Origin of the sequence: Neorhizobium sp. LjRoot104 (assembly GCF_964253725.1) — a bacterium.
In the GTDB taxonomy this organism is placed as follows: Bacteria; Pseudomonadota; Alphaproteobacteria; order Rhizobiales; family Rhizobiaceae; genus Neorhizobium.
Genome location: NZ_CAXURS020000001.1, coordinates 3772481 through 3794947 on the forward strand (window position 1 = coordinate 3772481; position 22467 = coordinate 3794947).

Sequence of the window (22467 nt, forward strand, 5' to 3'; positions counted from 1 at the left end):
CCGGCTCCTCCAGCCATCCGCAATGGTCCATTATCTGGATCTTATTCTTCTTCAAGTTGCCGGAGTTTGCTGAAGACGGACGGATTAGGCAAGCCTAAATTTGCAGGAATGGCATAAAACTTCGAGACCGATCCATATTGTAGACCAGCCCGAGCCGCGCCTCGGACCGCCTCAGTTCAAGCTGCCGGACACCGTCACATGCAGCCCGCCATCGATCGGAAGCTCGACCCCGGTAATGTATTTCGCCTCGTCCGATGCAAGGAAAACCGAGGCCCAGGCGATGTCCCAGCCGTCTCCCTGGCGTTTCATCGGCGAAAGCGCGTCCCTTTTGGCTTTCATCTCGTCAGGAGAGCCGTAGTAGCCGCTGATCTGTTTTTGGATATGCGGCGTGTCCATCACGCCCGGCAGGATGGCATTGGCGCGGATGCCCTTGGCCGCATATTCAATCGCAATCGCTCGGGTAAAGTGGTTCAGCGCAGCCTTCGATGCATAATATGAAACGTAGGGATAGCCGGTCCATCTGATGGAGGCGAGCGACGAGATGTTGACGATCGCCCCGCCGCCCTGCTTTTCCATGATCGGCAGAACGGCCTTGCAGGTGAGGAAGGCGCTGGTCAGGTTGACGTCCATCACCTTGCGCCAGCTCTCTTCGGTGGCCTCGGCCGCGCCGCCCGGCAGGTTGATGCCGACATTGTTGTGCAGCACGTCGATGCGGCCGAAACGCTCCATGGTCGTTTCGACGACGACGGCGATATCGGAGGATTGGGTGACGTCGGCGGCGAGCGCCAGGCCCGTGCCGCCTTCGGATTCGATGACGTCGAGCGTATTCCTGGCCGCATCGAGATTGACGTCGACGCAGACGACACTGCCGCCCTCGCGGGCATAGGCGACGGCGGCGGCCTTGCCGTTCCCGAAACCGGGGCCGACCGAACCGGCGCCGAAAACGAGAACGACCTTGTTCTTCATGCGATCCATAAACTGCTCCTCCAAGCCACCCTCCCCGGCGGCTCGAAGCAACTTACGGTGCGGTTTTCATTCGGTCCATGTTCAATCGCGGACAGAACATGTGCAAAAAGGTACATAACCGCCTGGAAATGCCCGATGACCCGCGTATTTTCGCCGGTATGCCGCAATGAGAAAGTTATTTCGCGCCTGCCGGGCCGGTTTCGAACGCGGCTCGGGCGAGGGATCGGGCATGGTCCCGGACGTCCGTCGGCCAGTTCTCCGTCAGTTCCTTGAAGCGCCCCTCTTGTCCGGCATAAAGCGCCCGCGCGGCTTCCTCGTATCCCGGCTGATCCCCGGCGAGCGCCCGCATGAAGCGATCGGCGGCCTCCTGAGCCCGGCGCCGATCGTCTCCCGAACCGCCGGCTGCACGCGCCGCATCGACGAGCTTGCGCAGGGCAACCGAGGCGCCGCCCGGCTGCTGGCCGAGCCACTCCCAATGCCGCGGCAGCAGCGTCACCTCGCGCGGCACCACGCCGAGCTTCGGTCGCCCGGGCCGCCGTCCCACCGGTTCCACAGGCTCCGCATGATCCCTGGGAAGGCGACCGAGACAGTCTTCGAGTGTGCCGCGGAGGTCGAGATCGACCGGCTTTCCGGTCGCATCGTCAAAAACCAGAACGCCTTCATGTTCACCCTTGATCGCCGTCACGACCTCGGCCGGTGATCCGCTCGCGATGCGGTTCTCGCCTCGAAAAGCTGTCCAATGAAAATCTGCCATCTGCTTCCCCGGAATTGATATGCAGATTTATCCGGGTAAAATAAAGCCGTCAATCCGGATCAGGCCGTCCGCTGTCTCAGGCGACCGAAACCGTCTCGAAGATGGCCCGCGGCGCGTATGATCGCCCGCCGCGCCGCCGGTTCGATGGTTCGTGCGATGACCCCGGCAACGAAAAGCAGGACGGCAATCAGGCCCACAGCGACGAGCCAGCGGTTCTGCTCGGTCCCGAAACGCGCAAACACCGCGTAGCCGATGTTCTGATGCAGCAGGTAAAGCGGATAGGTGAGGCCGCCGAGCCCGATCGCGAGTGCCGGAGAAATGCGCAGCGACGGCGCCGCCGCACAGGCTGTGACCGCAGCAAGGGCCAGCGGTCCAATGAGGGCGAGCCCGACGGCGTTGCGGCTCAACGCATATGTTGCGACGAAATCCGGTTCGGTCAGGAATGGCGTGGCGATTGCCCAGCAGACCGCGGCAGCGAGGACACAGAGGCTCGACAGGGAAGCGCGCTGCCTCACCTTGTAAAGCGCCAGGCCGAAGGCGAAATAGCCGGAATATTCGGTGATCAGCAATTTCTGGATCGCGCCGCTGCCGATGAGGGCCTCGTTGACGACGGAAATCGCCAGCCATGCCAGCACGACGATGCGCCAGCCGCGCTCGAAAAGGCCGGTGGCGATCAGCAGGAAAACCCAGCCATAGAAGATGATCTCGTAGGCGATCGTCCAATAGGCGCCATCGAGGAACGGCTGGCCGAGGCCGCGCGAGATGATGACGACATGCGCCAGCCATTGCTTCACCGTCGGCGGATCGAGGGTCGGCACATGCCAGGCGGCGAGCACGGCGGCGGTGATCGTCGCGCAGACGATGAAGGTCGGCCAGAGCCGCGCGAAACGGCCAGCCGCGAAGTCATAGGCCGAGCGGCCCTCCGCCGACATGGTGATGACATAGCCGGAAATCGCAAAAAAGATCAGCAGGCCCGTATCGAACCACATGGCAAAGGGTGCGACTTCCGGAAACCCGATGCCGCCGCCCTCGCCGGAAATCCGCATGCGGAAACCATAATGGAACGTCAGCACCATCAGCGCCGAGACGAGGCGCAGGATATCCAGGTTCAGGAGCCTTGGCATCTTCGGGGCCGTCATTCGATCCTCGGGGTGTGGAACAAATCCGCCCGACCCTATCGCACCGGTCTTTGGAAAACGTGAATCCTTACCGAACAATACGAGCGGTTCCGGCAGGCAGGCGCCACGCGACGCCAGGTCTTCCCTTCCCTTGACGAATATCGTTTGTTGTCAAATTCATGACAGGGCCTACAGCAGGTCCTGAGGGAGGTTTCGATGTCGATTTTTCTCTGCGGCGCCTGCGGCACTTCCTTCGAGGAAGCTGAGGACGCGCCGCAAAGGTGCCCCATCTGCGCCGACGAGCGCCAATATGTGCCGCCATCCGGGCAGGCCTGGACGACGACGGAAAAGCTTGCGCGGACGCATCGAAATGCCTGGACGCAGCTCGAGCCGGACCTGTTGGCGATCCAGACCGTCCCCGCCTTCGCGATCAATCAGCGCGCCCTGCTGCTGCGGACGCCGGCCGGAAATGTCCTATGGGATTGCATCGCGCTTCTGGACGACGCGACCAAGGCGATCGTCCGGGCTCTCGGCGGCCTCAGCGCCATCGCCATATCCCATCCGCATTATTACACGACCATGCAGGACTGGGCGGCGGCCTTCGACGCGCCGATCTACCTGCATGCCGCCGACAAGGAATGGATCTGCCGTCCGTCGGATCATGTCCGGCTCTGGGACGAGGATGCGCTGGTGCTTTCCTCCTCCGTCACGCTGGTTCATGGCGGCGGACACTTTGCCGGCGGCACGGTGCTGCATTGGACGGGCGGGGACGGCAAGGGTGTGCTGCTGGCCGGCGATATCGTCCAGGTCACGCCCGGCGCCAACCATGTCTCCTTCATGTGGAGCTATCCCAACATGCTGCCGCTGAGTGCCGCCGAAGTGGCCGATGTCGCGGAGCGGCTGGCACTTTGGCCTTTCGAGCGCATCTACGGCGCCTTTTCGCACCAGAATGTCCGGGCAGACGGCCAGGCGATCGTCGCCCGCTCCGCAAAACGTTACATCGACCGGCTCACCCAATGAAAAACGCGCGGGCGTTTTCCGCCCGCGCGTTCGATAGATGCGAAAACCGGATCGCTTACTTCAGGCCCAGAAGCTTCTTTGCATTGCCTTCGTAGATCTTCTGCCGGGTGGCGTCGGAGATGTCCATGTTGTCGAGAACCTGAATGGTCTCGCGGATGTACATCGGGCCGCCTTCCGGATCGAACGGCGCGTCGGATGCGAACAGCACCCGGTCTTCGCCGAAGAATTCGATCGCGTGCTCGATCGCCTTGGTCGAACCGAAGCTCGCCGTGTCGGCATAAAATTCCTTGAAATATTCGAGATGCGGACGCTCCAGCGCCTTCAGCACGGTAGAGAGGTCGCGATCGGACGTGCGCTTGCCCATCTGGTCCCAGCCCGCACCGACGCGGCCTTCGAAGAAGGGCACCATGCCGCCGGCATGATGGGTGACGACCTTGAGGCCCTTGTACTTGTCGAAGATGCGCGAGAAGACCAGGCGTGCCATCGCCGCCGAGGTTTCATACGGCCAGCCGAAGGTCCAGAAGATCTCGTATTCGGAGCGGTCTTCGGTCAGGTAGTCCGGGAAGTTGGCGCCGCGCGACGGATGCAGGAAGACCGGCTTGCCGGACTTTGCCATATATTCGAAGAAGGGCTCGAACTGCGGCAGGTCGAGCGGCTTGCCGCTGTAATTGGTGAAGATCTGGACCGCGCAGGCGCCGAGATCTTCGACGACCCGCTTGGTTTCCGCCATCATCCATTCCTGGTTTTCCATCGGCACGGTGGCGATGAAGGCCGGGAAGCGCTCCGGATATTTGTCGCACAACTCCTTCTGGGAATCGTTGCCGATCCGGCCGAGGTCATAGGCGCGCTCAGGCCCGGCCAGCTTTTCGAGCGGCGGCGAAGCGAGCGACAGGACCTGCTGGTAGTCGCCGCCGAACATGTCCATCACCTGGAAACGACGGTCGAGATCGGTCATCATCGGCACCGCGCCCGAGCGCATGGTGACATCGGTCATCGTGCCGATATAGCCGATCAGCTTGTCGAAAAAGGGCTTTGGCCAGATATGGTTGAAAGCGTCGATCTTCTTCATGGAATGCTCCTCCTGTCTGTCCTGGTGCGGCACCGCGAACTTGAGGGAAGTCCAGTGCCCCTAGGCGTTTAAAAAATCCGCAGGCGAAGACATGCCGAGGTTCCGGCCATGCTCCGCCGCGGCAAGATGCGAAGGCGGGCGCTGAAAGTCAACACATTTTCTTGTAATATGAGATTATTGACTCGAAATCCGATGTCGGTGCGAGGCGAGCGCGGCGCTGATCTCGCCAGCCGCGAACAGGACTTCCCGGCCGATTTCCTCCACCGCGAGTCCGGGGACGTGATCCTGGGCGATCGTCAGGGAAAAACTTGCAATCGGGCTCTGGCCCGCGTCGAAGATCGGCGCTGCGAAACCGATGACGCCCGGCGTGACCTCGCCGTAAGCCACGGCATAACCCTTCTTGCGCACCGATTTCAGTCCGTCGAGGACCGCTTCCACGGTATCGCCGGCGCCCGCCGCCTGCCATTCGTCGAGCGTGCGCTTGATCAGCGGCACCAGATTGCGGCGCGGCAGGAACGCGACGATGGACCGGCCGATCGCGCCGCGGCTGAGCGGCATCGGCCGCCCGCGCGGATAGCTGCTGATCGCCTCGCGGCTGGAGCTGATCGAATCGACGCAGAGGATCTTTTCGCCGTACCAGCGCACCAGAAGCGCGGTGCATTCATATCGCCCGGTGAGTTTTTGCAGATAGGGCGCGCCGGACAGGATGAGGCTGTCGGACTTCCGCAGCAGATAATCCATCTCCACCACCCTTGGTCCGAGCGTGAAGCCGGTATTCGGCATGGAAGTCAGAAAACCGCTGTCCTTCAGGATCTTGAGGTAGCGATAGAGCGTCGGCCGGCTATAGCCCAGCTCTTCCATCAGCTCTTCCGGCGTCCATTCCAGACGATCCTCGGTGAAAACCTCAAGCACTGCCTGCAGGCGTTCGAGACTGTTGACGGCCTTTTTTCTCAAAGATGCTCCCGCTCTCTTCTGGCGGCGCGCGACATCGGAACGGCCGGACATTCGGCAATAACGATAACCCCGAAAACTGCAATGGCAAGTGGAGCTACTCGGCGGCCTTGAGCGCGGGCAGGCGGGCACCATCTGGTGCGCTGACTGTTTCCTCCGTCGCCACCACACGACGGATAGCCGCCAGATATTCGGCCTGGAGAGCGGTCGGCTGCCAGTTGCGGCGCGTGGTGATGCCGATCGACAGCGGCTTTCCCGGCACGTCGTAGTTCAGAAGCGTCAGGAACCCGGCCTTCAGCTCATGCCGGAGCTGGTGGCGGGAGAGCAGCGCCAGCCGGTCCGTCTGCATCAGGATACCGCGCAGCGCCGTCAGCGAACCGGTCTCGACGGTTCCCTGCATCTGCGGCCCATCGGAGAACTTCGCCGCCAGGGCATCGAAGGTGCTGCGGTTGGGCGTGCCCTTGCGCGCCACGACCCATGGGTAGGAGGCAAGTTCGGCAAGCGAGACATCCGCCTTGCCCGAAAGGGGATGACCGGTGCCCCCGACGACCGCCAGCCGAAAATCGAAAAGCGGCTCCTGGTTCAGCGACGGCGTGAGGCGGCTGCGCAATGCCCCGATCAGGAAATCGATATGGCCCATTTCCAGGTCGCTGAGGAGCTGCTCGTAGCTGCCTTCGAGGATCTCGAACCGCGCCAGCGGATGGGTGAGGGCGAGCGACGCGATGGCATCGGGCACGATGGTCGTGCGCGCCATCGGCAGCGCCCCGATCGAGACAAGGCCATCGAACTTGCCGCGCAGCTCCTGCACTTCCTCGGTGGCGTTGCCGAGTTCCTTCAAGGAAAGGCCGGCCCAGCGGGCGACGGCACGGCCGGCGCTAGTGAACCGCGTCGCGCGGCCGTCGGCTTCGAAAAGGCTTGTGCCGAAGATCGCCTCGGCATTGCGCGCCGTGCGCTGAACCGCGGCACCCGATTGTTCGAGGATGCGCGCCGCACCCGGAAAACCTCCGGTCTGGGCAAAGGCCTGCAGGGCGCGCAGATGGGAGATCGTCAGCCTTGCGTCGGCAGCAGAGCCGCGCGACCCCGAATCCGCCTGGAGTTTTTGGCAACCGGTACGGATAAGTTCAAGCGCGCGCAGCGACCGGGCCTGGACGACGCGGCCTGCCGGTGTCGCCATGGCATGCCCCGGACCGCGCTCGAGAAGCCGGGTGCCGAAAAGGTCTTCGAGACGGGAAATTGCCTGCGATGCCGCGGGCTGGGTGACGCCGACGATATCGGCCGCCTGCGTCAGGGAGCCGGTGCGCAGGCAGGCGCAGAAAAGACGAATGTGACGCAGATTGGGATAGTCCACGTATCGGTCCTCCCCTGCCTTTCTCCTCCCGGCAGCGGCGAAGCGGAGCAGGCCCAACCCCGCCCCGTTTCGGTTAAGTCACGGTGCGATGTTGCGCTCTCCGGTCAGCTGCTCGTTCATCCATTCGCCGCTGGCGCGGATACCGCCGAGCGGGAAGACATGGATGCTGTCGATCAGGCTTTCCGGATGAGCAGCCTTATAATCGGCAATCTCGGTCAGAACCTCGGTCGGCTCATAGGGAACCAGCAGCTTGCTGAGGTCCATCGCGCGTTTCTGCAGCACGCCGAGCGACGGGCCGACGCCGCAGGCGATGGCAAACTTGATCAGCGTCTGCAATTTGGTCGGGCCGGCAATCCCGAGGTGGATCGGCAGCTTGACGCCGGCGGCGGCGATGCGCTCCGCCCAGGCGATGACCGGCTTGGCGTCGAAGGCGAACTGGGTGGTGATCGCCATCTCCGCGTCGGTCCGTTCGGAATAGGCCTGCTTGAACTTCAGAGCCTCGTCGACGATCCTGGAGCTGCCGTCCTTGTCGATGTCCTTGTTGCCCTCGGGATGGCCCGCGACATGCAGCCGCTTGAAGCCATAGCGGTCGAACAGGCCGGTCTCGATCAGCTGGATCGAGCTGTCGAAATCGCCGGCCGGCGTCGATACGCCGCCGCCGAGCAGCAGCGCCTGGTCCACGCCCGCCTCGTTTCTGTAGCGCTTGATCCAGTCCTCCAGGATCGCCAGGCTTGGAATGATGCGGGAGGGAAAATGCGGCATGACCGGGAAGCCGTCTTCGTGGAGGCGCCTTGCGGTCTGCACCATGTCCTCGATCGGCGTTCCGTCGATATGGGCGATATAGACCCGCGTGCCCTTCGGCAGCAGTGTCTTGAAATCTTCGATCTTCGCCGCCGTGCGCGGCATGACTTCGATCGAGTAGCCGTCGATAAGATCCCTGAAGCTGGCCGGCTCCACGGTCTTCTCTTCCTGCTTGCCCTTGAACAGATTCAAAAGTGCCATTGTTGATCCTCCCCCCGTTTAGCCAATGAAAAACGTCCGGTCAGACGGACGGAGCGGCGTGCGAGAACAAGCCGTTCTCGCACGCCCGGCCGTTAGAGGGCCTTCTTTGTGCGCCAGCTTTCGGCGTAATTTTCACGTGCTTCCTGTGCATAGGGCACGGCCGCGACGCGAACGCGGATCTCGGCCTGCTTGTGGCCCTGCTCGACGGAGGTCTTGGACGTGCCGCCATCCGGCTCGCCCCAGATAAGCGTCAGGATGTCGTTTTCCTTGATGTCGGCATCGACGACGCCGAGCGACAGCATGGAACGCTCGTTGTAGCTATAGCCGTTGAACATCGACAGGCCGACGACCTTGCCGTCCTTCAGAACCTTGTCGAAGCTCGACGAGGCGTAGTTGGAAAGCGGGAAGTCGATCCACTTGGCGGCCTGTTCGCCCGGCTGGAAGGCCGACGCGATGACCTTGACGACGTCGTCGGAGTTCCACTCGAAGGTGACCTTGCGACGCTGCGGGGTTGCCTTCTGCTTCTCGACAGCAGCGCGGCCGACGAAGTCGTGGTCGAACTTGACGTAGACGCCGTAACCCAGCTCGTAGGGGTTCAGGTAGTAGTCTTCGATATTGTCGGACACGTAGCTGCCGCCGATCGAGCCCGAAGCTTCATAGCTCTGGGCCGAGAGCCAGTCGCGATAGGCCTGCAACTCGTCACCGGTATAGATCGCCGGAAGCGGCGACGGGATCCAGCCGGATTCCAGCGTGTTGGTGGCGTAGGCGCGGCTGCCGACCGGGCGCAGATCGACGCCGGCTTCTTCCGCTGCCTTCAGGATGGCGGCGCGGACCTCGTCCTTCTCCGCATACGGACCCCAGATTTCGAGACCCGGAGCGCCGGCCATGCCGTGGCGCAGGGCCTGAACCTTGCGGCCGCCGACATTGATCCAGTCGACGTGGAAGAACTTGATCTCCGGGATCGGGCCGCCGTTCATCTTTTCGAAGACCTTCGGCGCATCCGGACCCTGGATCTGGAAGCGGTAGTGGATGCGGGTGACGAGCTTGCCATCCGGACGCGAAGGCGAACGCGGGTCATGCGTCAGCTTGACGTTGAACTTGCCGAGCGAGGCATTGTAGAGCAGCCAGTTGGCGGTCGGTGCGCGGCCGACGAGAACGAACTTCTCTTCGGTTTCGCGGAAGATGATCATGTCGCCGATGACGTGGCCGGCAGGCGTGACCGGAACGTAGTGCTTGGCGCGATCGACGCCGAAATTGGCGAAGCTGTTGATCGACAGGCTTTCGAGGAACTTGGCAGCATCCGGACCTTCGACGACCAGCTCGTCCATGTGATGCGACTGGTCGAACAGAACGGCGCCCTCACGCCATGCAGCCTGTTCCGAGCGCCAGTTCGAGAATTCCGGAGCGACAACCGGGTATACATAGATGCCGGTTTTGGAATTGCGCAGATGCTCGACGGTGTTGCCCGCATCCTTCAAAACTTGAGTGAGATTGGCCTGAGTCACGGAATTCCTCCCTATGGTTTGTCTGTGGCTTGAGATGTCGTGTATACATGACGGCATCGGCAGACAAATTCAAGGGGAAATATTCGGCAGGCTGACAATCGGCTGCGGATAGCAGACCGAAGGCCTCCGGCCATCAAAACCTGCGGCAGGCAGGCGGCCCTCAGGAGTTGAGGAGCACCAGGCCGGGAACGGTCAGCATCAGCTCGGGATCCTCGAAGACGGCGTATTCGAGGTTCTTGCGGGCGATGCGGGCGTGCTCGCGGGCGATGAATTCAGCCCTTGCACCCTCGCGGCCGGCAATCGCCGACACCAATGTGCGATGCTGTTCCTGTGCGATATGCAGCGACTGGCGGAAGGCCGCCACATGCGCCCGGCCCGACAGGAAAGCCGACGGTGACGCGAAGGGCAGTCGTGTCGCGCGCTCGACCTCCCGCTGTATAACGGTACTGCCGGAAAGCTCGACCAGCACGGTGTGAAATTTCGCATTCGCTTCGGAATAGGCTTCCAGATCCACATCGTCCGCAGCCTCGCCGAAACAATCGTCGAGCCTGGCCTGGATTTCCCGAAGCTGATCCAGTCCCGCCTGGGAAACACCCCGTTCGGCGGCCAGCCGCGCCGCCGTCCCTTCCAGCACGCCGCGCAGCTCGATCGCATCGACCGCATCCGCATAGGTAAAGCTGCGGACCACGAAACCGCCATTCGCCAACCGATCGAGCAGCCCCTCTTCCGCAAGGCGCGACATCACCTCGCGCACCGGCGTGCGGGAAATCTGCAGCGTCTCGGCCAGCGACACCTCGAAAAGCCGGGTGCCACCGGGATAGTCGCCGCTGAGGATCTTCTTGCGCAGCTCCATCAGCGCGCGCATCGTATGGGTCGTTCTCGAGGTCTCTTCCAAATCCGCACCTTTGCCCGGACAAGGCGCGCAACTTCCGCCTGTCGATCACAAATCTTAGCCATATCTGATGGATTGGCCAAGCCTCATGTATACAGAGGGTTCAGGCTGTGGATGACGGCAGGTATTTCGAACGGAAAAGATCAATGCGTATACACCGAACGCATTGAAGGGACGGACTTATTTGCCTTGCCGCCGGGCCGAAAGAACCCGCGCGACGGTATCCCTGAGATCGTCCGTCGGCTTCACGCCGCTTGCCGCCATCTCGTCCTGAATGGCGGCGATCTCGCGGGCAAGACCGCCGTTCAGCCCCAGCGCATCGAGCGTGACGCCGCTTTCGCGCATCTCTGCGGCCCGGCGACGACCGTGGTGGGTGGTGCGTTCGAACTGGTAGTCGGGGAATTTCGACCAGTCGAGACCGGGAAAACTCTGCGACAGCGAAGCCAGGATCTCCTCGAAACAGCCCGAAGCTTCCGCCGCGAGCAGCGCCTCGACGGTTATCGCTTCAAGACCTTTAACAAACACGGAGCGAACCATCTTGATGGCCGTCGCCGAGCCCACTGCCTCTCCGGCGACATCGGCGCTGAAGCCAAGACCGCGAAAACGCTCCAGAAGCCCGGCCGCACCCTTGCCGGCGATCAGAATCGGGGTTGCGTGGCCCTTCGGATGGACCGGGGCCATGACGGCCATGTCGAGATAGTCGGCGCCGGTTTCGTTGACCAGCGCGGCGGTTTCGCGCTTGCGGCCGGGGGAGACGGAGTTGATGTCGATCAGCAGCGCGCCCTGGCCGAGATGCGGAGCGATGGACTGCGCGGCCTTGAGGCTCTGATCGGCGGTGACGGCGCTGAAGATCCATTCGGCATCGGCAAGACCGGCAGGCGACGCTTCCGGCCGGACACCGCGCGTCGTCATCGCCGCCCGCATTTCGCCCGCCTTCTCGGTATCGTCGAGCAAGAGATCATAGGCACGGAACTCTCCGTTCTCGAGCCTCGGAGCCAGGCTGTCGTGAAAGGCGCGTGCCGCTTCGCCAAAACCCAGAAACGCGATCCTCATAGCCGTATCCTACTCTCAGTCGCCGAAAACCACGCCGTCGAAAAGCTTGCGCGCCGTGCGCAGCACCGCCGCGCGATGGACCTCGCCATCCTTCATTGTGGCGATGACGCTCATCTCGCCGGTCGGATGTTCGATCGACAGCAGCTTCTCGTCGCCAGCCGGAATGACAGCCAATTCCGAAGCCGGTCCTTCCGGCAGAAGGCAGGCCGTCGCAACGCTGACCGCGCCGAGCACGCCGATCGCATCGTGGCAGGTATGCGGGATGAAGGTACGGGTCGAAATCGCCCCGCCCGCCGTCGGCGCCGAAACCATCGTCATCTTCGGCACGGATTTCTTGGTGACGTCGCCGAGGTTCATCATCGGCCCGGCCTTTAGCCGGATCGCCTCCAGCCTGGCACGAAGCTCCTGGTTCGCCTCGAGATCCTTGGGGCTTTCGTTACCAGTAATGCCGAGCACATCACCGCGCATGACGACGCAGGGCATGCCGTTGTCGATCAGCGTGCAAGCGACGCCATCGATCACATCGACCGCATTTCCGGTCGGCAGCAACGCGCCGCAGGAAGAACCGGCCGTATCTGCGAACACGATCGGCACCGGCGCGGAGGTTCCCGGCACGCCGTCTATCCGGGCATCGCCCTTGTAGGTCACCCGGCCGCCCGGCGTCTCGATCGTCGCGATGGCGATCTGCCCGGTATTCTCCATGAAGATCGAGACCTCGGTCTTCTCGCCCTTGACCGGTACCAGCCCCCGCTCGATGGCGAAGGGCCCGATGCCGGCGAGAATATTGCCGCAGTTCTGGGCATCGGTGACGATCGGCTGATCGACGAAGACCTGCAGGAAGAGATAATCGACATCGACCCCTTCCCGCTCGGATTTCCGGACCACTGCCACCTTGGAGGTCAGCGGATGGGCGCCGCCCATTCCGTCGATCTGGCGGGGATCGGGCGAACCCATCACCCGCAGCAGGAAATTGTCGCGGTCGGCCGGCAGGTCCGAAGCGAGAAAATATCCGCCCTTGGACGTGCCGCCACGCATCCACATGCAGCGGATACCGGTTTCGCTTGTCGCCATGAAATCTTCCTCCGCTTTTACAGGGAAACGAGCCGGTCGTTTTGCCTGTCTCACCTGTCGGCAAAAAATCCTGCCGTCATGCTCGGGCTTGTCCCGAGCATCTGCCAACGGTCGATGTGAGCAGATCCTCGGCACAAGGCCGACGATAACGAAAGAACCCTCCGATTCCTCCGCTCAGATATACTTCAAACCCTTTTCGGCGAGCTTGCCGCGCATGTTATAGATATCGAGGCCGAGTTCGCCGGCGGCGAGCCGCTTGCGCTTGTCTTCTTCGGCAGCGACCCGCGCTTCCGCTTTCTTGGCGACCGCTTCCGCTTCTTCGCGGGCGACGACGCAGACGCCGTCGTCATCGGCAACGATCACGTCGCCGGGGCGCACATAGGCGCCGGCGCAGACGACCGGGATGTTGACCGAACCGAGTGTCTCCTTGACGGTGCCCTGGGCATAGACAGCCTTCGACCAGACCGGAAACTTCATCTGGGTCAGATCGACCACGTCACGCACGCCCGCATCGATGATCAGCCCCTTGCAGCCGCGCGCCTGGGCGGAGGTGGCGAGCAGATCGCCGAAATAGCCGTCTTCGCAGGGGCTGGTCGGCGCGAGCAGCAGGATGTCGCCGGCCTTCAGCTGCTCGATCGCCACATGCAGCATCCAGTTGTCGCCCGGAGGCGCGGAAATGGTGACGGCGCTCGCGGCAAGCCGCGCGCCCGGATAGATCGGCCGCATGTAGCTGGCGAGCAGGCCCTTGCGGCCCTGCGCCTCATGGACGGTTGCGACCCCGCAGGCGGCCAGCCGGTCGATGACCGACGGGTCCGCACGTTCGATATTCTGGACGACGACCGACATCAGAGTTCATTCCCCTCAGAGTTCATCGACGGTGCGCGGGAAGACCGACTGGAAGCCTTCCGCATGGGTCGACTTGCGTCCGCTCGCCTGGCCGCCGGAATTGCGCATGAAATGGTTGCCACGATTTTCCGCGACGTTTTTGTAGAAATGCCAGAGATGCTCCTGGCCTTCCATGCACTGGATGGCCGCCCACTTCTTTTCCCAGACGGGGGAAATATCGAGGAAGACGTCCGGCTTCCATTCCATCTGTTCGGTCTGGTGCGGCTCGAACAGGTAAAGCTGCGGCGCCCCGAGGATCTTTTCGCCCGGGTTGTGGCCCCAGGCCTGGGCGATCATGCGGGCTTCGATCGCCACCTGCGTCGCGTACATGTGGTCGGTATTGTAGGGGTCCCACTTGGAGTGGGAGAGCATGAATTCCGGCTGCACCTTGCGGATCACATCGACCAGCTTGAACTTGGCGTCCTGATCGACGACCAGCGGATAATCGCCGAGATCAAAGAACTGGATGTCGGTGACATCGAGCGCCTTCGCGGCGTTTTCCGCCTCCTTGCGGCGCTCGGTCTTCACCTTTTCGAGCGTCATGCCCGGGTTCTTCCAGAGCTTGGCGCTTTCGCCGCGCTCGCCATAGGACAGGCAGATGACGGTGACGTCATAGCCCTTTTCCTCGTGAAGCGCGATCGCGCCGCCGCAACGCCAGACGAAATCCGCCGAATGGGCGCTGATGACCAATGCTGTCTTTGCCATGGGATGCCTCTTGTTTTTACTTGTGTGCAACCGGCGGCGTGCCGTGCGTATGGAAGGTTTCGATCGTCTTCATGCCCCAGGCCTGCCCCTTCTTGCGGTCGGCCTCGGTCCAGACGACCGGCTTCCAGTCCGGCCGCAGGATCAGGCGGGCGCCTGCATTGGCGAGCTCGACGCGGTTGCCGGCAGGCTCCCAGACATAGAGGAAGAACGTGCCCTGGATCGCATGCTTGTGCGGCCCGGATTCGATATGCACGCCGTTTTCCAGGAAGATGTCGGCGGCGCGCAAAATGTCCTCGCGCTGGTCGCAGGCATAGGTGACATGGTGGAAGCGGCCATGCGAACCGGTATGGTCCTCGGAGCAGGCAAGGTCGTAGGTCTTGTTGTTGATGGTGAACCAGCAGCCGCCGAGGCGGCCATTGTCGAGCTGGATCATCTCCGTGACCCGGCTGCCGAGCGCCGTGGTCATGAATTCACGGATCAGGCTGACATCGGCGGCAAGCAGATTGACGTGGTCGAGGCGACGCGGGCATGCGCCGCGGCCATGGTAACGCTGGGCGATGTTCTTCAGCGCCGGCTTTTCTTCCGGCGGCGCTACATATTCCCTGGTGTCCCAATAGAGTTCGAAAAGATGGCCGTCCGGGCTCTTGAACTGGTAGGCCCGGCCGTGGCCGAGATCGCCTTCGATCCAGCCGACGCCCCAGCCCTTTTCCTCGATTACCGCTACGCGGCGCTCCAGCGCTTCCGCCGACGAGGTGCGGTAGGCGATATGGCCGACACCCGTGGTGTGATGCCTGGTGAGCTTCAGCGTGTGGAACTCGTAGTCGTCATAGGCGCGCAGATAGACGCTGTCGCCCTCGCGGCCGCTTTCGGTCAGTCCGTAGACGCGGGTGAAGAAGTCGAGCGATTCCTCGAAACGGTCTGAATAAAGCTCGACGTGGCCGAGATGGGCGACATCATAACAGGGTTCGGTCATGGCTTTTCCTAGATGGTCGATCTACCGCGCCCGGCGGACAGGCGCATTCTCCTCCAAAAAATCGAGCCCGCGTCCTCCACCCAACACGGCCGGCGCAAGGGCGCCGAAGCTTGGCATGAAGACATAAAAGCAGATCGGCAGCCTGACGAATAGGTTCTGCTGACGCGGCATAAGTTTTGGTTGAGACCAGGAAAAGCCGCCCGGCAAATGGCGAGCGAAGACGGGCGTTAGAGACCCGAAGGCAACGGCGCGGCGGCAGAACCGCCGCGCCAAGCGATATTATACGCCGAGATAGGGAGCGACTTCGTGATAGCCGCGCCAGATCATCTCAAGCGCCACGTAAAGGATGACGGCGAGACCGACATAGGCAATCCAGCGATGCCTGTTGAGCAGGCGGGCGATGAAGCTTGCCGCGATGCCCATCAGCGCGATCGAAAGGACGAGGCCGAAGATCAGGACTTCTGGATGTTCATGAGCAGCACCCGCAACGGCGAGCACGTTGTCGAGCGACATGGAGACGTCGGCAATGACGATCTGCCAGGCAGCCTGGGAGAACGTCTTGCGCGGCGCACCGCCCGCGACCGTACCGTCGGCATTGAGGTCTGCATTCTGCAGCGCTTCGTTGGCTTCGTCCTCATGCTGATGCGGCGTGCGCAACTCGCGCCACATCTTCCAGCAGACCCAGAGAAGCAGGACGCCACCGGCGAGCAGCAGGCCGACGACCTGCAGAAGCTGGGTCGTGGCAAGCGCGAAACCGATACGCAGCACGGTGGCCGCGATGATACCGACCAGAATGGCCTTGGACCGCTGTTCCTTCGGCAGGCCGGCAGCGGCAAGACCGATGACGATCGCGTTGTCGCCGGCCAGCACGAGGTCGATCATGATAACCTGCAGGAGGGCGGACAATGCCTCCGGCGTAAAGAATTCCATCATTTGGCACCCAATCTCTCAAAGGCGGGAGTGCCCGCGAGTGGACCGAGACGAACTTGAGACGCTCACGACCTGCATTTCCGCCTGTCGTGGGTCACCGCCGTTGTCGTCACATGATTTCCACGAACACCAGGCACCCAAGTTGGACTAATCCAGTCCGACATCACAGCTCAGAGATGAACTGTCAGAGGGGCCCGGTCCTGGTGGCGTGAGATTTAGCTGCATGATCGCGGAAACTCAAGTGGCGAGTTTATGAAACAGCCGGTTTGGGGCTGTTTCGCCATGGATCGTTGACGATCCGTTGCAATCCGCCCACAGCGCCAGTAACAGCACCGATCGAAGTGGCCGGCGGGGCCACGGCGAACCACCATGAGATTACGAAAGGGTGGGATCGAGCTTGTCGCGCAGCCAGTCGCCGACAATGCTGATCGACAGCGTCGTCAGCATGATCACGACCGACGGAGCGAGCATGATCCATGGCGCGCGGGTCAGGTATTCGCGCCCGAAACCCACCATGTTGCCAAGGCTGGTCTCCGGCGGCTGCACACCGAGGCCGAGGAAGGAAAGGCCGCTTTCCATCAGGATGATTTCCGGAAAGGTCAGCGTCATCGAGACGATCAGCGTCGAGGCGACGTTCGGCAGGATGTGATGGAAATAAACCCGTGCAGGCGTCGCGCCGAGCTGCACGACGGAGGCCGCATACCCTTGCGAACTGGCGGAAATCGCAAGGCCGCGGGCGATGCGGGCGTAACGTTCCCAGCCGTAGAAGCCCATGAGGCAGACGAGCAGCACCATCGAGGAGCCGAAGAAGGCAAGCACGGCAAGCGACATGATCAGGAATGGCAGCGCCGCCTGGAAATCGGCGAGCACCAGCACGAGATGTTCGACCGCACCTCGAAATTGCGCCGCCGCGAAGCCGAGCGCCGTGCCGAACACCGCAGACAGGATCGTCGCGCCGAAGGCGATGATCAGCGACACCCGGACCGATTGGAGAAGGCGCGAGAGCACGTCACGGCCGAGTTCGTCGGTGCCGAGCAGGTGTTTCAGAGCCCCCGGATGGGAAAGGCGGCTCGACAGGTCCATCGCCGTGATGTTGTAGGGGCGGATCTGGTCGGCGAAGATCGCGACCGCGACCATGGCCGCCAGCCAGACAATACCGAGCCCGACCGTGAATGGCAGGTTGCGGCGCAGGCGCGTGATGAAGCCCGCATACCAGCCCGGCGCCCGCGAGGTTTCCGACAGATTGATGGTGGCCATAATTCTTTCTCCTCAATGCGCCGCGTTGGAGCGAAGGCGGGGGTCGAGCCAGCCGTAGAGCAGGTCGACGACGAGGTTCGAAACAACCATGGTGGCTGCGATGATCAGCAGGATGCACTGGACGACGGCGAGGTCACGGTTGCCGACAGAGACGATCAGCAGGCGGCCGATCCCAGGCCACGAGAAGATCGACTCGACCACGACGGCGCCGGCGATCAGCGAGCCGACCATGAAGCCGACGATCGTCACGATCGGCACCGCGGCGTTGGGCAGCGCGTGGTTCCAGACCACGTCACCCCATTTCAGACCCTTGGCGGAGGCGGTGCGGATATAGGGCTGCCCCATCACCTCGATCATCGCGCTGCGCGAGAACCGGGCGAGGATGCCGATCCCGCCGATGCTCATGGTGATCGTCGGCAGGATGCCGTGTACCCAGGTATCCTGACCGCCGGACGGCAGCACGCCAAGGATGACCGCGAAGATCAGCACCAGCAGGAGACCCATGACGAAGGAGGGGATCGTGAAGCCGAGAACCGCGAGCAGGATCACGCCGCGATCGGCGAAGCTCTGGCGATGCAGCGCCGCGTAGACGCCGGCGGGAATGCCCAGGGCGAGCTTCAGGAGCAGCGCCGGCATGGTGAGCTGCAGCGTCGCGGGCACGCGCTGCAGGACCAGATCCAGCGCCGACGCCTTGTCGCGCATCGAGACCCCGAAATCGCCGGTGAAGATCGACCTTATATAGGCGAGATACTGAACCCACAGCGGCTGGTCGAGGCCCCAGGAACGGCGGAACGCATCGACGGCCTCCTGCGGCACGTCCGGGCCGAGCATGACCTGCGCCGGGTCGCCCGACATGCGCAGCACGACGAAGGCGAAGGTGACGACGGCAAAGATGGTGATCAAGGCCCGGAGAAGTCGAACGGCTATGAAGCGGATCATCGAAAACTCCTCTCAGGCCGCGATCGGGGCGGCTTCGCCGGCCACGATATGGCAGGCGGCCGTACGCCCGTTGCCGATCGGGCGGAGCGGCGGCACGACCGTGCGGCAGACATCCTGCGCCAGCGCGCAACGGGGATGGAAGGCGCAGCCGAGCGGACGATTGGCCGGGTTCGGCGGTTCGCCCTGAAGAATGACACGTCCTTCGAGGATCTTGCCCGGCACCGGCACGCTCGAAACCAGCGCCTTGGTATAGGGATGCTGCGGCGAGTGAAAAATCACGTCGGAGGACGCTTCCTCGACGATCCGGCCGAGATACATGACCGCCACCCGGTCGGCGATATTGCGCACCACCTTCAGGTCATGGCTGATGAACACCATGGCGATGCCGTTCTTTTCCTGCAGGTCGCGCAGCATGTTGACGACCTGCGCCTGGATGGAGACGTCGAGCGCCGAAACCGGCTCGTCGCAGACGAGAAGTTTGGGACGGGCGGCAAGTGCACGGGCGATCACGGCGCGCTGCCGCTGGCCACCCGACAGTTCGTGAGGATAACGGCCGGCCTGATCCGGACGCAGGCCGACGGCCGCCATCAGCTCGGCGACACGGGCGTGCTGATGCTGCTTCGGGATGAGGTTATGGATCTCCAGCGGCTCGCCGATCTGCCTTGCGATCGTCACGCGCCGGTCCAGCGCTGCCAGCGGATCCTGGTAGACGAACTGCATCTTTGCCCGCAGCGCACGCCATTCCGGCGTCTTCAACAGCGGCATCGGCTTGCCTTCGAACCGCACTTCACCGCCCTGTGCGGCGTCGATACCGAGCAGCATCCTCCCGAGGGTAGACTTGCCGGAGCCCGACTCGCCGACGACGCCGAGCGTTTCGCCGGGCTTCAGCGCCAGCGAAATGCCGTCGACGGCGCGCACGGGATGCGCCTTTGCAAACACGCCGCGGCGGATCTGGTAAATACGAACGAGATTATCCGCTTCGATAAGGGCGGTCATTGCAGCATGTCCTCGGTCACTCTGGTTCTCGGCTCGGCGGGCTCGTTGGCCGGAACCGGCCGGAAGCAGGCGAGCTGCCGGCCATCTTCCGACGTCACGAGCGGCGGGCGCTCGCCGCGGCAGGCCTCGACCGCCCGAAAACAGCGCGGCTGGAAGGCACAGCCTTCGGGCAGGTGTTTCGGATTCGGAACCGTGCCAGGGATCGGAATGAGCCGCTGGCGGGGACCGTCAATCCGCGGGATCGCGTCGAAAAGGCCGCGCGTATAGGGATGGCGCGGCGCGGAAAACAGCTGCGCAACAGTGCCTTCCTCGACGATCCGGCCGGCATACATGACGCAGACCCGCTCGCAGACCTGGGAAACGGCGCCGAGATCATGGCTGATGAACACCGTCGCCATGCCGGTCTCGGCCCTGAGCTGGATCATCAGGTCGAGGATCTGTGCCTGGATCGTCGCATCGAGCGCCGTGGTCGGCTCGTCGGCAATCAAGAGGTCAGGCTCGCCGGCAAGCGCCATGGCGATCATCAGGCGCTGGCACTGGCCGCCCGAGAATTCGTGCGGATAGAGATCGAAACGGCGGCGCGCATCGGGAATGCCGACCATGTCCAGCAGCCGCAACGCCTCTCTTTTCGCGGGGTCACCCCGCAGGCCACGATGCAGCGACAGCGCCTCGACGATCTGCCGGCCGATCCTGAGCACGGGATTGAGCGAGCTCGACGGATCCTGGAAGATCATCGCAATCCGGCCGCCGCGCACCTGTTCATAAGCCTCGCGCGGACCGCCGGAGAGTTCTCTTCCCTCAAGCTTCACGGACCCGGTGACGCTTGCCTTGCCGGGAAGCAGTCCCAGGGCCGCAAGCCACGTCACCGATTTTCCGCATCCCGATTCCCCCACGAGACCGAGCGCTTCGCCACGGCCCACATTGAGATCGATACCGTGCAGAACCTGGACGCCGTCGAAGGCGACCTTCAAGCCGCGCAGTTCCACCAGATTGGACGATGCCTTATCCATTCCCGCCATACTCCTGCCTCCCGCCGCTTCCGGGCGAAGACATTGCCGTTCTTCAAAACAGATGCTCCGGCGGCCGTTTGGTCGCCGGAGCAGGGGAAAAGATCCGATCAGATCGCCCAGTTGGTCGAGCGGAAGTCCATGGCGAAAGCCGGGGCGGCCTTCCACTTCAGCGACGACTTCATGCCGGTGAACACGGCGTTCTGGTGAAGGACCTGATAGACGGGGTCCTCGCGCTCGGCGATTTCCAGCATGCGAGCGATTGCCTTCTTGCGCAGCGCACGGTCGGTGGAAGTTTCCATGACCTGCGAAAGCTTGTTCATTTCGTCGTTGGTCCAGTCCTTCTTCTGCTGGACTTCGCCGTTCGGGCCGAACTGCACGACGAGCGGAGTGATCGGGTCGTTGATCGTATTGGAAGCCGACCAGTCGCGCACGCCCTTGACACCTGCCGGATCATGGATCTGGCCCCAGTTTTCCTTCATCTCGATCTGCACGTTGATGCCGACCTGCTTCCACATCTCGACCATGATCTGGCCGTTGGCCGTCTGGTTCGTGTAGTAGTTGTTGAGCAGGCGGTACGGGATCGGGTCACCCTTGTAGCCGGCCTGCTTGAGGAGGTCCTTGGCAAGCTGCGGATTGAATTCAGGAGCGGCCCAGCCTTCGATGAACATGTCCGAGGTCTTGAAGGATTCGAACTGCAGACCGGCCGGGATGACCGTCTGGCCGGCCCAGAGCGCCTCGACGATCGCCTTGCGGTCGATCGAATGCGTCATCGCGCGGCGCATCAGCGGGTTGGCGAGGATCGGGTTCTGAGTGTTGAAGACCGAAACGCGGTGGTTCCAGATGGTCGAGCTCTGGACTTCAAAGCCCTTGGCGGCCCGTATCGTCGCGATCTGGTCCGGCGGCAGATCGCAGGCGAAGTCGTACTGGCCGGAAAGCAGGCCGTTGACGCGCGAAGCGACTTCCGGAACTTCGACGAAGCGGATCTGGGCAAGCGGCGGGCGGCCACCCCAGTACTGGTCGAAGGCGACGAGCGTCAGCGAGACGTCCGGCTTGTATTCGGCAACCATGTAGGGACCGGTCGTAACCGGCTTGCGGGCCCATTCCGTAAAGGACTTGGCTTCGTCCCAGGCGCGGCGGTTGGTGATCTGGCTGCCGCCGGAATAGAGGCGACCTTCCATCGTGACATCCGGCGTCGCGTTGTGGAAACGGACGGTGTACTTGTCGACGGCCTCGACGCCGGCAAGGGCCGGCCACAGGCGGCGGCCAACGCCGGGGACGGTAGCCGGCAGTTCCTTGACGGTGGTCGGCTTGTGTTCGGATTCGAAAATCGTCTTGCCGCCGGCCGGTTCCGTATTGCCGAACACGCGTTCCCTGGAGAACGAGAACACGACGTCGTCGGCCGTCAGCTCGTCGCCGTTGTGGAACTTGACGCCCTGACGCAGCTTCAGCTCCAGCGTCTTGTCGTCGATGCGCTTCCATTCGGTGGCGAGGCCGGGAAGCGGACCCTGATTGCCCATCCAGTTGCGCAGGATGAGACCTTCCCAGAGGTTCGGGAAGAAGACGCGCTCGCCGACATTCGACTGTTCGTGCCAGACGTCGAGCGTATTGTTATTGGTGATCTTCTGGACGGCGATGGTGATCGAGGCGCGCTTGTCGCTCTGGGCGATCGAGAAGCGCGGCAGGATCAGCGAACCGGCAGCGGCGCCGGCAAGGCCGAGCGTGCTGCGGCGGGTGAAGTTGACCATGGAATATGTCCTTTGGCTTCGGGTTAATGGACGAGTTCGATCAGCCCCTGCGGGCTGGAGCGGTGACGGCTGAAGGCTCGGAAAGCTTGAGCTGACAGCAGCAAGCGACCGGCGCGGGCTGAGAACATGGGAAGCCGCTCGGCCCGGTTCGCGAGGATGAAAAGCGTATTGCTGCGGCTCACGACTACCCCCTGATTTGCAGGGGCTATTTGGCCAGCCTGTGTATCAGTTCCGTGACGCTATCTTGGCGATTCGATGAAATTGAACACGGATGCAAA

General features: G+C 62.8%; 22 protein-coding genes. 1 reads left to right on the top strand and 21 read right to left on the bottom strand.

All coding sequences use genetic code 11. The features are described 5' to 3' along the window. Window positions 1-171: 171 nt before the first annotated feature. The 3 genes from ACSQ8R_RS18560 to ACSQ8R_RS18570 form a co-directional block, all read right to left on the bottom strand. The gene (locus ACSQ8R_RS18560) at window positions 172-975 is read right to left on the bottom strand and encodes an SDR family NAD(P)-dependent oxidoreductase (RefSeq protein ID WP_436254727.1); all 804 of its coding nucleotides are present in this window, start codon (window positions 973-975) and stop codon (window positions 172-174) included. A 166-nt stretch (window positions 976-1141) separates the two neighbouring features. Further along, window positions 1142-1720 carry a DUF2239 family protein gene (locus tag ACSQ8R_RS18565; RefSeq protein WP_436254728.1) on the bottom strand — a complete coding sequence of 193 codons (579 nt, stop codon included), beginning with the start codon at window positions 1718-1720 and terminating at the stop codon, window positions 1142-1144. Between the two features lie 59 nt (window positions 1721-1779). Continuing rightward, a complete protein-coding gene (locus ACSQ8R_RS18570) occupies window positions 1780-2859 on the bottom strand; it encodes an acyltransferase family protein (RefSeq protein WP_436254729.1) in 1080 nt (359 codons plus the stop codon). A 195-nt stretch (window positions 2860-3054) separates the two neighbouring features. Between ACSQ8R_RS18570 and ACSQ8R_RS18575 the strand changes: the two genes are divergently transcribed. Beyond that, a complete protein-coding gene (locus ACSQ8R_RS18575) occupies window positions 3055-3858 on the top strand; it encodes an MBL fold metallo-hydrolase (protein WP_436254730.1) in 804 nt (267 codons plus the stop codon). Window positions 3859-3913: 55 nt separating this feature from the next. Here the strand turns inward: ACSQ8R_RS18575 and ACSQ8R_RS18580 are convergent, their stop codons facing one another. From ACSQ8R_RS18580 to ACSQ8R_RS18665, 18 genes are all read right to left on the bottom strand, one after another. Next, window positions 3914-4927: an amidohydrolase family protein gene (locus tag ACSQ8R_RS18580; protein ID WP_436254731.1), complete on the bottom strand. Its 1014-nt coding sequence runs from the start codon at window positions 4925-4927 to the stop codon at window positions 3914-3916. Window positions 4928-5101: 174 nt separating this feature from the next. Continuing rightward, window positions 5102-5881 carry an IclR family transcriptional regulator gene (locus tag ACSQ8R_RS18585; protein WP_436254732.1) on the bottom strand — a complete coding sequence of 260 codons (780 nt, stop codon included), beginning with the start codon at window positions 5879-5881 and terminating at the stop codon, window positions 5102-5104. A gap of 94 nt (window positions 5882-5975) precedes the next feature. Further along, window positions 5976-7226 carry a LysR family transcriptional regulator gene (locus tag ACSQ8R_RS18590; RefSeq protein WP_436254733.1) on the bottom strand — a complete coding sequence of 417 codons (1251 nt, stop codon included), beginning with the start codon at window positions 7224-7226 and terminating at the stop codon, window positions 5976-5978. A 78-nt stretch (window positions 7227-7304) separates the two neighbouring features. Then, window positions 7305-8228, bottom strand: a complete 924-nt coding sequence (locus tag ACSQ8R_RS18595; RefSeq protein ID WP_436254734.1) for a methylenetetrahydrofolate reductase — start codon at window positions 8226-8228, stop codon at window positions 7305-7307. Window positions 8229-8320: 92 nt separating this feature from the next. Then, window positions 8321-9733 carry a vanillate/3-O-methylgallate O-demethylase gene (gene ligM, locus ACSQ8R_RS18600; RefSeq protein WP_436254735.1) on the bottom strand — a complete coding sequence of 471 codons (1413 nt, stop codon included), beginning with the start codon at window positions 9731-9733 and terminating at the stop codon, window positions 8321-8323. A 160-nt stretch (window positions 9734-9893) separates the two neighbouring features. Further along, entirely contained in the window at window positions 9894-10628 is a 735-nt protein-coding gene (locus tag ACSQ8R_RS18605; RefSeq protein ID WP_432762579.1) for a GntR family transcriptional regulator, read from the bottom strand. A 177-nt stretch (window positions 10629-10805) separates the two neighbouring features. Next, on the bottom strand, window positions 10806-11678 hold the full coding sequence (locus ACSQ8R_RS18610; protein WP_436254736.1) for a DUF1932 domain-containing protein: 873 nt from the start codon (window positions 11676-11678) through the stop codon (window positions 10806-10808). 15 nt (window positions 11679-11693) lie between these two features. Then, window positions 11694-12749, bottom strand: coding sequence for a 4-oxalomesaconate tautomerase (locus ACSQ8R_RS18615; protein ID WP_436254737.1), 1056 nt, complete (start codon window positions 12747-12749; stop codon window positions 11694-11696). 174 nt (window positions 12750-12923) lie between these two features. Continuing rightward, window positions 12924-13595, bottom strand: a complete 672-nt coding sequence (ligK, locus tag ACSQ8R_RS18620) for a 4-carboxy-4-hydroxy-2-oxoadipate aldolase/oxaloacetate decarboxylase (protein ID WP_436254738.1) — start codon at window positions 13593-13595, stop codon at window positions 12924-12926. A 15-nt stretch (window positions 13596-13610) separates the two neighbouring features. After that, window positions 13611-14339 carry a PIG-L deacetylase family protein gene (locus tag ACSQ8R_RS18625; RefSeq protein ID WP_038591148.1) on the bottom strand — a complete coding sequence of 243 codons (729 nt, stop codon included), beginning with the start codon at window positions 14337-14339 and terminating at the stop codon, window positions 13611-13613. 16 nt (window positions 14340-14355) lie between these two features. Next, window positions 14356-15312, bottom strand: coding sequence for a VOC family protein (locus tag ACSQ8R_RS18630; protein ID WP_436254739.1), 957 nt, complete (start codon window positions 15310-15312; stop codon window positions 14356-14358). 279 nt (window positions 15313-15591) lie between these two features. Continuing rightward, entirely contained in the window at window positions 15592-16245 is a 654-nt protein-coding gene (locus ACSQ8R_RS18635; protein WP_436254740.1) for a TerC family protein, read from the bottom strand. A gap of 372 nt (window positions 16246-16617) precedes the next feature. Beyond that, a complete protein-coding gene (locus ACSQ8R_RS18640; protein WP_436254741.1) occupies window positions 16618-17499 on the bottom strand; it encodes an ABC transporter permease in 882 nt (293 codons plus the stop codon). Between the two features lie 12 nt (window positions 17500-17511). Continuing rightward, window positions 17512-18438, bottom strand: coding sequence for an ABC transporter permease (locus ACSQ8R_RS18645; RefSeq protein ID WP_436254742.1), 927 nt, complete (start codon window positions 18436-18438; stop codon window positions 17512-17514). Window positions 18439-18450: 12 nt separating this feature from the next. Next, window positions 18451-19434 (bottom strand): ABC transporter ATP-binding protein, encoded by a 984-nt coding sequence (locus ACSQ8R_RS18650; RefSeq protein WP_436254743.1) that lies wholly within the window; start codon window positions 19432-19434, stop codon window positions 18451-18453. Further along, window positions 19431-20444, bottom strand: a complete 1014-nt coding sequence (locus ACSQ8R_RS18655; protein ID WP_436254744.1) for an ABC transporter ATP-binding protein — start codon at window positions 20442-20444, stop codon at window positions 19431-19433. Before ACSQ8R_RS18655 ends, ACSQ8R_RS18650 begins: the two co-directional genes overlap by 4 nt. Window positions 20445-20551: 107 nt before the next feature. After that, the gene (locus tag ACSQ8R_RS18660) at window positions 20552-22189 is read right to left on the bottom strand and encodes an ABC transporter substrate-binding protein (RefSeq protein WP_436254745.1); all 1638 of its coding nucleotides are present in this window, start codon (window positions 22187-22189) and stop codon (window positions 20552-20554) included. 23 nt (window positions 22190-22212) lie between these two features. After that, entirely contained in the window at window positions 22213-22371 is a 159-nt protein-coding gene (locus tag ACSQ8R_RS18665; protein ID WP_436254746.1) for a hypothetical protein, read from the bottom strand. Window positions 22372-22467: the final 96 nt, after the last annotated feature.